Source organism: Clostridium cuniculi, from assembly GCF_004353185.1.
Lineage (GTDB): Bacteria > Bacillota > Clostridia > Clostridiales > Clostridiaceae > Clostridium > Clostridium cuniculi.
This window is the reverse complement of sequence record NZ_SMUS01000064.1, coordinates 1-10,725: the sequence shown is the minus strand read 5'-3', so window position 1 is coordinate 10,725 and position 10,725 is coordinate 1. Positions and strand designations below refer to the sequence as shown.

The 10,725-nt window shown below is 30.1% G+C and carries 7 protein-coding genes, 2 tRNA genes, 1 rRNA gene and 1 other annotated feature; all 10 genes read right to left on the bottom strand.

From position 1 onward, the window contains the following. Positions 1 to 96, bottom strand: a 16S ribosomal RNA gene (locus tag EJJ37_RS18925); the annotation flags it as partial. Positions 97 to 644: 548 nt separating this feature from the next. After that, a complete protein-coding gene (gene murD / locus EJJ37_RS18920; RefSeq protein WP_133017005.1) occupies positions 645 to 2,018 on the bottom strand; it encodes a UDP-N-acetylmuramoyl-L-alanine--D-glutamate ligase in 1,374 nt (457 codons plus the stop codon). A gap of 348 nt (positions 2,019 to 2,366) precedes the next feature. Further along, entirely contained in the window at positions 2,367 to 3,758 is a 1,392-nt protein-coding gene (locus EJJ37_RS18915; RefSeq protein WP_133017004.1) for a glycine--tRNA ligase, read from the bottom strand. 49 nt (positions 3,759 to 3,807) lie between these two features. Next, positions 3,808 to 3,973 (bottom strand) — a binding site (T-box leader). Positions 3,974 to 4,196: 223 nt separating this feature from the next. Continuing rightward, a tRNA-Asn gene (locus EJJ37_RS18910) sits at positions 4,197 to 4,271 on the bottom strand. 28 nt (positions 4,272 to 4,299) lie between these two features. After that, positions 4,300 to 4,374 (bottom strand) — tRNA-Asn (locus tag EJJ37_RS18905). 220 nt (positions 4,375 to 4,594) lie between these two features. Beyond that, a complete protein-coding gene (gene lysS, locus EJJ37_RS18900) occupies positions 4,595 to 6,100 on the bottom strand; it encodes a lysine--tRNA ligase (RefSeq protein ID WP_133017003.1) in 1,506 nt (501 codons plus the stop codon). Between the two features lie 15 nt (positions 6,101 to 6,115). Beyond that, positions 6,116 to 6,598, bottom strand: coding sequence for a transcription elongation factor GreA (gene greA / locus EJJ37_RS18895; protein WP_133017002.1), 483 nt, complete (start codon positions 6,596 to 6,598; stop codon positions 6,116 to 6,118). A 170-nt stretch (positions 6,599 to 6,768) separates the two neighbouring features. Next, positions 6,769 to 7,749 carry a tRNA dihydrouridine synthase DusB gene (dusB, locus tag EJJ37_RS18890; protein ID WP_133017001.1) on the bottom strand — a complete coding sequence of 327 codons (981 nt, stop codon included), beginning with the start codon at positions 7,747 to 7,749 and terminating at the stop codon, positions 6,769 to 6,771. A 4-nt stretch (positions 7,750 to 7,753) separates the two neighbouring features. Beyond that, complete coding sequence (locus EJJ37_RS18885) at positions 7,754 to 8,533, bottom strand: type III pantothenate kinase (RefSeq protein WP_133017000.1); 780 nt, start codon at positions 8,531 to 8,533, stop codon at positions 7,754 to 7,756. Positions 8,534 to 8,663: 130 nt separating this feature from the next. Beyond that, complete coding sequence (locus EJJ37_RS18880) at positions 8,664 to 10,334, bottom strand: formate--tetrahydrofolate ligase (RefSeq protein ID WP_133016999.1); 1,671 nt, start codon at positions 10,332 to 10,334, stop codon at positions 8,664 to 8,666. Between the last annotated feature and the right edge of the window lie 391 nt (positions 10,335 to 10,725).

Genomic DNA, 10,725 nt, shown 5'->3' with positions numbered 1-10,725 from the left:
CGCTAGCTTTGTTCCGAAGAACTCCACTCGCTCGACTTGCATGTGTTAGGCACGCCGCCAGCGTTCGTCCTGAGCCAGGATCAAACTCTCACTAAAAAGTTTAATCATTTGCTCAAATTACTTTGAGTCTTTGTTTTAAGACTCTCAAAAGAATTGCTGGTTACTTAATTTATATTCTGTTCAATTTTCAAAGATCATTTAGCAATCAACCTGACTGCCTATTCATAATATCATTTATCTTTTTGGCTGTCAACACTTTTTTTTAAAACTTTTAAGTTTGTTTTGTGTTGTTACCTCATCGCCTCGTTTCAAACTTACTATTTGTTCCCGACGACGTGTTTTATATTAACACGTTTAATAATATGCAAACATAATATTTATTTACTTTTACAAATTTTATTCTTTATTTTCTCTATTTTTCTCTATTTTTCTCTTTTTTACTTATAATGATACTCTAGGATATGTTGATACTATTTGCCTAAAAAAAACACTCTATTCCCCTTTAAAAACACATTAGCTCTATATATTTGTAAGTATTATTATTGCATTTAATTTTTATATTTTATCTAAAAACTTTACTAAATCTTTAAATCAAAAAAAGAAGCAAGACAAATATCCTACTTCTTTTTTATTTATTATTTAATCTATAGACTATTTACTATTTCTTTAAATTTATTTCCCCTTACTGCAAAATTAGGGAACATATCAAACGATGCACATGCTGGTGATAGAGTTACAATATCTCCACTTTGAGCAATTTCTTTTGCTTTATTAACAGCCTCCTCTAGAGAATCTACCATAACAATTGGAATATTTATATTCTTATTTAATGTTAATTTATCAAAAGCTTCCTTTATTAAATCTTTAGTATCTCCCAAAAGTATTAATTCTTTTATAAAAGGATACCCTTCTTCAGCTAAAGGCTCAAATGGTATATGTTTATCATATCCACCTGCTATTAATATTACTTTTCTCTCAAAAGCAAATAATCCAGCAAGAGTTCTAGTTGGACTAGACGCAATAGAGTCATTATAGTATTTTACTCCATCAAGCTCTCTCACTAATTCACATCTATGCTCAACTCCAGCAAAACTTTCTGCAACTTTCTTCATAGTTTTAATTTCTACATCATCCTTAGTTGCAGTAAATGCAGCCAAATAATTTTCTACATTATGCATTCCCTTAATAACTATATCATCTTTTTTACAAACTACATTTCCATCTAGATATAATACTCCTTCATTAAAGTATGCGCCATTCTCAAGGACTCTCTTTGAAGAAAATTCCCTTATTTCTGCTTTTGCTTCACTCTCAAATCCATAAGTTATATCATTTTCTCTATTTAAAACTAAAACACTATCATTACTTTGATATAAAAATATATTTTTCTTAGCATCTATATATTCTTGCATATCCTTGTGCATATCTAAATGATTTGGTGCTAAATTTGTAACAACAGCTACATCAACTGGTAAATTCATAGTCATAAGTTGAAAGCTTGATAATTCTAAAACAACCATATGATTCTCATCTATTTCTTCTATATTAGAAAATAAAGGAGTACCTATATTCCCCCCTACCCAAGTTTTATATCCTTGAGATTCTAATAACTTAGATATTATTGTTGTTGTTGTTGTCTTTCCATCGGATCCTGTTATTGCATATATTTTTCCTTTACAATATCTTACGAACTCTTCCATTTCAGAAGTTATATAAGCTCCTTCTTTTTTTGCTCTTACTAAAGCCTCACAATCAATTCTCATAGAAGGTGTTTTAAATATAACCTCATATCCTGTTAATTTCTCTAAGTATTTTTCTCCTAATTCTAATTTTACACCCTTTTTCTTAAAATCAACTGCAACTTCACCTAATGCTTCCTCACTCTTCATGTCAAAACCAGTTACATTAGCTCCTAATTTTACTAGAAAGTTAATTAAAGGTATATTACTAACACCAATTCCTACTACAGCAACATTTTTCCCATTAATAAATTTTTTAAATTCACAAAAATCCTTCATTAATTGCCTCCACACTCATACACAATATATATTTATCTATGTTTATATTATTGATTCTTTCCAACATATAAATAATTATATCATTATAAATTCTTATATTCTATAATTATAATATCCTAAATATTTACTCTATAAAAAGATGCTTGAATTACTCCAAGCATCTCATTAAACCCACTTCATTACCTTTATAATATCGTAACTATAAATTTTATCTTTAATTTATTTAATCACATTATATTATATTAAATTTTCATATTTTTGATAATATTTTATATTTAACTTATATATGTTAAAACAAAAATAGCGTTAGGAAATGCTATTTTAAACATCTATCCTAACGCTATAAAACTAAAATTCTAGACTTTTTGCAATAAAGTCATTTAATTCTTCAATCTTAACTCTTTCTTGAGTCATTGAATCTCTATGTCTTATAGTAACACATCCATCATTTTCAGTTTCAAAGTCAACTGTTATACAGAATGGTGTTCCTATTTCATCTTGTCTTCTATATCTCTTACCAATACTTCCTGTTTCGTCATACTCAATATTGAAGTTCTTAGCTAACATTGAATATACTTCATCAGCTTTTTCTGATAACTTTTTAGATAATGGTAATACAGCAGCCTTATATGGAGCTAACGCTGGATGTAAGTGCATAACTGTTCTTACATCTCCACCTTCTAATTCTTCCTCATCATAAGCATCAACTAAAAATGCTAATGCAACTCTATCTGCACCTAATGATGGTTCTATACAATATGGTATATATTTTTCATTAGTTGTTGGATCTAAATATGTCATATCTGTTCCTGAATGTTCAGCATGTTTCTTTAAGTCATAATCTGTTCTATCAGCTATTCCCCAAAGTTCTCCCCAACCAAATGGGAATAAATATTCTATATCTGATGTTGCATTTGAGTAGAATGATAATTCCTCTTCACCATGATCTCTCATTCTTAAACATTCTGCATTAACCCCTAGATTTAATAAGAAATTCCAGCAGTAATCCTTCCAATATCCAAACCATTCTAAATCTGTGCCTGGCTTACAGAAGAATTCTAATTCCATTTGTTCGAACTCTCTTGTTCTGAAAGTAAAGTTACCTGGAGTAATTTCATTTCTGAAAGACTTACCAATTTGAGCTATACCAAATGGTACCTTTTTTCTTGAAGTTCTTTGAACTGATTTGAAATTAACAAATATACCTTGAGCTGTTTCTGGTCTTAAGTATACTGTACTAGCTGAATCTTCAGTTATTCCTTGGAAAGTCTTAAACATTAAGTTGAACTTTCTTATATCTGTGTAATTCATTTTTCCGCACTTAGGACAAACTATATTATTCTTAGTTATATATTCCATTAATTCTTCATTAGTCCATCCATCAGCACAAGCAACTTCTACACCATTTTCAGTCATATGATCTTCAACTAGCTTATCAGCTCTAAATCTTGATTTACATTCTTTACAATCCATTAAAGGATCTGAGAATCCACCAACATGCCCTGATGCAACCCAAACTTCTGGATTCATTAATATCGCACAGTCAACTCCTACATTATAAGGACTTTCTTGAACAAATTTTTTCCACCAAGCTTTTTTAACATTGTTTTTGAACTCTACTCCTAGTGGACCATAATCCCATGAGTTAGCAAGTCCTCCGTATATTTCTGATCCTGGGAATATAAAACCTCTACTTTTACATAAAGCAACGATTTTATCCATAGTCTTTTCTACTGCCATTTTTAATCCTCCTAAATATTTTTTTATAATAAAAAAAGCCTTATAACCATAAAGGGACGAAAATAAATTCCGCGGTTCCACCCTTCTTGGCTAAAGCCCAACTTTCTAAATTAACACTCAAAAGCTCCCTTCATTTTAACTTCTTAATGATTTTCACCCACCATCATCTCTCTGAAAAGAACATTAAAACTACTTTTCTTTCTCAACATGTTTATTAAATTTCATATATTAATTTTATCAAATGCCCTTTATATGTCAAGCTAAATTCCACTCTCTTTTTCATCATGTTTACAAAAATTAAATTTTCAAATTTTAATTGGTTTAAATTAATTTTTACATCTACTAAAAAGATAGTATTTTTTAATTATACATTTATAAAAAAAGAGTTTTGTATCAACAGACTTTATCTGTTCTTACAAAACTCTTTTAAAATAAAAATGGCTCCGCGAAGAGGACTCGAACCTCCAGCCTATCGGTTAACAGCCGAGTGCTCCACCATTGAGCTATCGCGGAATATTATTTGCAACAATGAAATTTAAAATGGCTCCGCGAAGAGGACTCGAACCTCCAGCCTATCGGTTAACAGCCGAGTGCTCCACCATTGAGCTATCGCGGAATGTCATTGCATAATTTATTATATCAGCTTTTATATAAAATGCAACACTTTTTTTATATTTTTTTTTAAAATTTTTCTTCTTTCTTTTTATAAGGCCAAATTTCATTATAAAGTTTCTAAAATATATATTTTACAATTTAATTTAATTATAATAAATTCATTCCTTAACTATACTTTTAATTTATTATTTAAATAAAAAACCACCTCTCGGTGGTTTTTATTAGTTTTGCGGTTTCATTGTTGGGAATAATATAACATCTCTAATTGATGCTGAATCAGTTAAGAACATTATTAATCTATCTATTCCTATTCCTAATCCACCTGTTGGCGGCATACCTGTTTCTAATGCGCTCATGAATTCTTCATCTATCATATAAGCTTCATCATCACCAAGTTCTCTTTCCTTCTCTTGTTGAGCGAATCTTTCTCTTTGAACGATTGGATCATTTAATTCAGAATATGCATTACATAATTCTCTACCAAATACAAATCCTTCAAATCTTTCAGTGAACATTTCGTCTCCTCTCTTTTTCTTTGTAAGAGGAGAAATTTCTACTGGATAATCTATAATAAATGTTGGTTGAATCATATGCTCTTCACAGAATTCTTCATATAATGCATTTAATACTTCACCTTTAGTTACAGTATTTAATGGTTTTGGGAATTCTAAATGCTTTTCTTTAGCAATAGCTTGAGCTTCTTCATTTGATTTAATTTCTTTGAAATCTACTCCAGCATATTCTTTAACAGCATCAACCATAGTTATTCTTCTCCATGGTGGCATAAAGTCAATTTCAGTTCCTTGATAAGTAACCTTAGTAGTTCCATTAACTTTCTTACATACTTCAGCTACCATGTTTTCAGTTAATTCCATCATATCATTATAGTCAGCAAATGCTTGATATAATTCTATCATAGTAAATTCAGGATTATGTCTTACTGACATACCTTCATTTCTGAAAGTTCTTCCTAATTCATAAACTCTTTCGAATCCAGCAACAATACATCTCTTTAAGTATAACTCTGGAGCTATTCTTAAGTACATATCTAAATCTAATGTATTATGATGTGTTATAAATGGTCTAGCAGAAGCTCCACCAGCTATAGTAGCAAGCATTGGAGTTTCAACTTCTAAAAATCCTCTATTATCTAAGAATTCTCTTATTCCTTTGATTATTTGACTTCTCTTCATAAAAGTAGTTTTAACTTCTGGGTTAGTTATTATATCTACTTCTCTTTGTCTATATCTTAAATCTGGATCCTTTAATCCATGCCACTTTTCTGGAAGTGGTTTTAAAGACTTACATATTAATTCTAAAGTTTTAGCCTTAACTGATATTTCGCCTGTTTTAGTTTTAAATACTTCACCAGTACAAGTAACCCAGTCACCTAAATCATTAGTCTTGTATTGTTTTAAAGCTTCTTCTCCAACTTCATCAATCTTTATGAATAATTGAATTTTTCCATCTCTATCATGTATATCTGAAAAGACAACTTTTCCTTGTCCTCTCTTAGACATAATTCTACCAGCAACAGTAACTTCTTTACCTTCTAAATCTTCAAAGTTATCTTTAACTTGTTGTGAACTATGTGTTCTATTAACTTTATATACATCAAAAGGATCCTTTCCCTCTTGTTGTAATTGAACTAGCTTCTCTCTTCTTAATCTTTCTTGTTCATTGAATTGTGACTCTAGTTCTTGCATGTTCATTTCTTCAGTTGACATTCACTATACCTCCAATTAGTCTCTTCTTATTTCTAAGACTTCAAACTTGCTTACTCCACTTGGAACTGCAACTTCTACTACATCTCCAACTTTCTTTCCTATTAATGCACTACCTACAGGTGATTCATTTGATATTTTAAAATTCATTGGATCTGCTTCTGCTGAACCAACTATTGTATATTCAACTTCTTCATCAAATTCGTAATCCATAACTTTAACTATTGATCCTACTGATACCTTATCTTTTGGAATTTCACTTTCATCAACAACTACAGCATTTTTTAGCATGTTTTCTAATTGAATTATTCTTCCTTCAGTAAAAGCTTGATCGTTTTTAGCTTCATCATACTCAGAGTTTTCACTTAAATCTCCATATCCTAAAGCTACTTTTATCTTTTCTGTAATTTCTTTTCTTTTTACTGTTTTTAAGTATTCTAATTCCTCTTCAAGTTTTTTAACACCTTCGTAAGTCATTATAAATTTTTTTGATTGACTCATATCTTTCTCCCCTTCAAAGCTTAACCGTATTCATATATTAAACACAGAAGCTTAGTAATCTTAAAATCATTTTAAATATTATAAATCAGGCTATTTCATCTGTCAACAAAATAACTAACTATTTTAAACACTTATATATTACTATATTATTAATAATAAATTATACATATCTATAAGCATAAATGTATTAATTCTTCTTTATATTTTTGCAAAGTATTAACTACTTCTTGCGTTGTAGATAAACTGTTCACTACATTTCTAATCTCACTACTTTTAGGCAATCCTTTTAGATACCAAGCTGTATGTTTTCTCATTTCTCTAACAGCTTTAAACTCACCATCATACTTAATTGCTAATTCATAATGTCTTAAACACATATTAATCTTTTCTTCTGCACTAATAGGTAATATCTCTTTACCATTTAGTACTCTCTCTATTTGATTAAATATCCATGGATTTCCCATACTTCCTCTGGCAATCATTATTGCATCACAGTCAGTTATTTCTTTCATTCTTAAAGCATCTTCTGGTGTAAATACATCTCCATTACCTATAACAGGAATTGAAACAGCTTTCTTTACTTTACCTATTATATCCCAATCTGCCTTACCTTCATACATTTGCTTTTTAGTTCTTCCATGAATAGCAATGGCATCTGCTCCTGAATACTCCATAATCTTTGCAAATTCTACTGCATTAATATTATCTTCATCATATCCTTTTCTAAATTTAACTGTAACTGGTTTATTTGAAACCTTCTTTATTTCACTAACTATCTCTCCAGCTAATTTAGGATTTAACATTAATGCTGATCCTTCACCATTTTTAGTTATTTTAGGTGCCGGACATCCCATATTAATGTCTAAAATACATATATCATTCATTTTATTAAAATGACTTTGTACTACTTCAGCCATTATCTTAGGATCATTCCCAAAAATTTGAGCTGCTACTGGTTTTTCTTCATCAGCTATTCTCAGAAGTGCTTGTGTATTTTCACTACCATAATATAATGCCTTGGCACTTACCATTTCGGTATAAACCAATCCACATCCCATTTCTTTACATAGTCCTCTAAAGGAAATATCAGTAACTCCTGCCATAGGTGCTAAGAAAACACTTTTTTCAAAATTAAGGTTTCCTATTTTCATTTATTTACTCCTTATTTTTATCATATATTATTCTTAACCCCTCTAACGTTAAGCTAGAATCAACTTTATCTATGACATCTGTTGATTTTGCTATTAAATTAGCTAATCCTCCAGTTGCAATTACATATGGATTTTCAAGTCCCATAGTAATCATTTCACTCTTTATTTTATTAACTATATATTCTACTTGCCCTATATATCCATACAATATACCAGCTTGCATACTAGAAACTGTATTTTTGCATATTATACTTTTTGGTAATTCTAACTCTACTCTTGGTAGTTTTGCCGCTCTTTCAAATAAAGCATCTGAAGATATTCTTACGCCTGGACAAATACATCCACCTAAATAATTACCTCCTTCAGTAACTGCACAATAAGTAGTAGCTGTACCAAAGTCAATAATTATTACGTCTCTTCTATATATTTCATGAGCAGCCACTGCATTTACTATTCTATCTGCTCCTACTTCCTTAGGGTTATCATATTTAATATTTATACCTGTTTTTACTCCAGGTCCAACAATTATAGGATCTATATTAAAGCTCTTCTTTATCATATTCTCTAAAGAATGCATTATATTAGGTACAACAGAAGATATTATTATTCCCGTAACTTCTTTTGGATTTAAATCATTTTGATTAAATAATTGTATCATTTGTATCCCATATTCATCTGAAGTTTTTTTAGAATCCGTAGAAATTCTCCAACCAGCTATATAATCATTATCTCTATATACTCCTATAACTATATTGGTATTCCCCACATCTACCAGTAGAATCATAAACGCACCACCTTAACATAATTAAAGCAGCCCTAAAGCTGCTTTTATCGTAATATTAAACAGTAATTAAAACTAATAATTTAATTTTAACAATTACATATTATTTGTCAAGTGTTGTAAATTTTAAATATTAAAATAATCCTACAATTTCTCCATTTTCTAGAATATCCATTTTATTAGCTGCCGGAACCTTTGGTAAACCTGGCATAGTCATTATATCTCCAGTTAAGACAACTATAAACCCTGCACCATTTGATACTCTAACTTCCTTTACAGTTATATCGAAATTTTCAGGTCTTCCTAATAAACTAGGATTATCTGATAATGAGTATTGAGTTTTAGCCATACAAATAGGCAATTTATCTAATTCAAACTTCTCAAGCTCTGCAATTTGTCTACTTGCTGCAGGAGTATATAAAACACTTTTTGCTCCATATATTTCCCTGGCAATAGTTAATATCTTATCTTTAATAGTATCTTTTTCATCATATAATACTTTAAAGTTTGATTCTTCATTATCTAATACTTCATTCACTATATTAGCTAATTCTAATCCACCTTCTCCGCCTTTAGCCCATACATCACTTAGTGCTACTTTTACTCCTAGTTTTGCACAGAACTCCTTAATAAATTGTATTTCTTCATCTGAATCTGTTACAAACTTATTAATAGCAACTACAACTGGTACATTGTATTTCTTCATATTCTCTATTTGCTTCTCTAAATTAACTATTCCTTTAGCTAAAGCTTCTACATTTGGTATATTTAATTCTTCTTTTTTAACTCCTCCATGATGTTTTAATGCTCTCATTGTAGCAACTATAACTATACAATTCGGAGTTAAATTGCCATATCTACATTTTATATCTAAAAATTTTTCTGCTCCAAGATCCGCTCCAAATCCACCTTCAGTAACAACAATATCTCCTAATTTTAATGCCATCTTTGTGGCAACTATAGAATTACATCCATGTGCAATATTTGCAAATGGTCCTCCGTGAATTATTGCAGGTGTATTTTCTAATGTTTGAACTAAATTAGGCTTTATTGCATCCTTCATTAATAATGCCATTGAACCTTCAACTTCTAACTGCTTTGCATATACAGGATTTCCATCTAAATCATATGCAACTAATATGTTACCCATTCTTTCCTTCAAATCTGATAGACTTGTAGCCAAACAAAGAATAGCCATTATTTCAGAAGCAACAGTTATCATGAATCCATCCTCTCTTAAGAATCCATTAACTTTTCCTCCCATACCTACAACTATATTTCTTAAAGCTCTATCATTCATATCCATAACTCTTTTAAATATAATTCTTCTTGAATCTATTCTAAGGTCATTTCCTTGATGAATATGATTATCTATAGCAGCACATAATAAATTATTCGCTGTTGTAATGGCATGCATATCACCTGTAAAGTGTAAATTTATATCTTCCATTGGAACAACTTGTGCATATCCACCACCTGCAGCTCCTCCTTTTACACCAAATACAGGACCTAAAGATGGTTCTCTTAAAGCTATTACAGCTTTTTTACCTGTTTTACACAGCGCTTGCCCTAAACCTACCGTAACTGTAGATTTCCCTTCTCCCGCCGGAGTAGGGTTTATTGCTGTAACAAGAACCAACTTTCCATCTTTCTTGTCTTTATTATTGTTTAATACATCTAAAGAAATCTTACATTTATACTTTCCGTAAAGCTCTATGTCATCCTCACCTAAATTTAACTTTTCCGCAATCTTTACTATCGGTTCCATTTTTGCCTCTTGTGCTATTTGAATATCACTCTTCATATAATAAACCTCCTTTATTATTTCAAACTTTAAATATATCTAAATTATATCACCATAAATTTCATTTTAAAACACAAATCGAACATTTTAGTATATTTATAATTAATTGTTCGTTATTTGAGGTAAATTCACTTTTGTACTTTTACATTAAATTCGCATTTTAACTAAATTCTTCGTTACGTGGAAGCGAAAAAATGAAATATTTATTTTCCAGTAACCGTGAAATTTTCACCTAGAATTTATATAATTGATTCCGTAAAGTTGGCTAAAGTTTTTAAACTCGCTATTCGCTCAAACAGTAAAAACTTCTTTACGCAACTTTACTCCATCAATTATTAAATTCTACGGCTTAATTTCAATGGTCCTTCCAAATTAATATTTCATTTTTTCT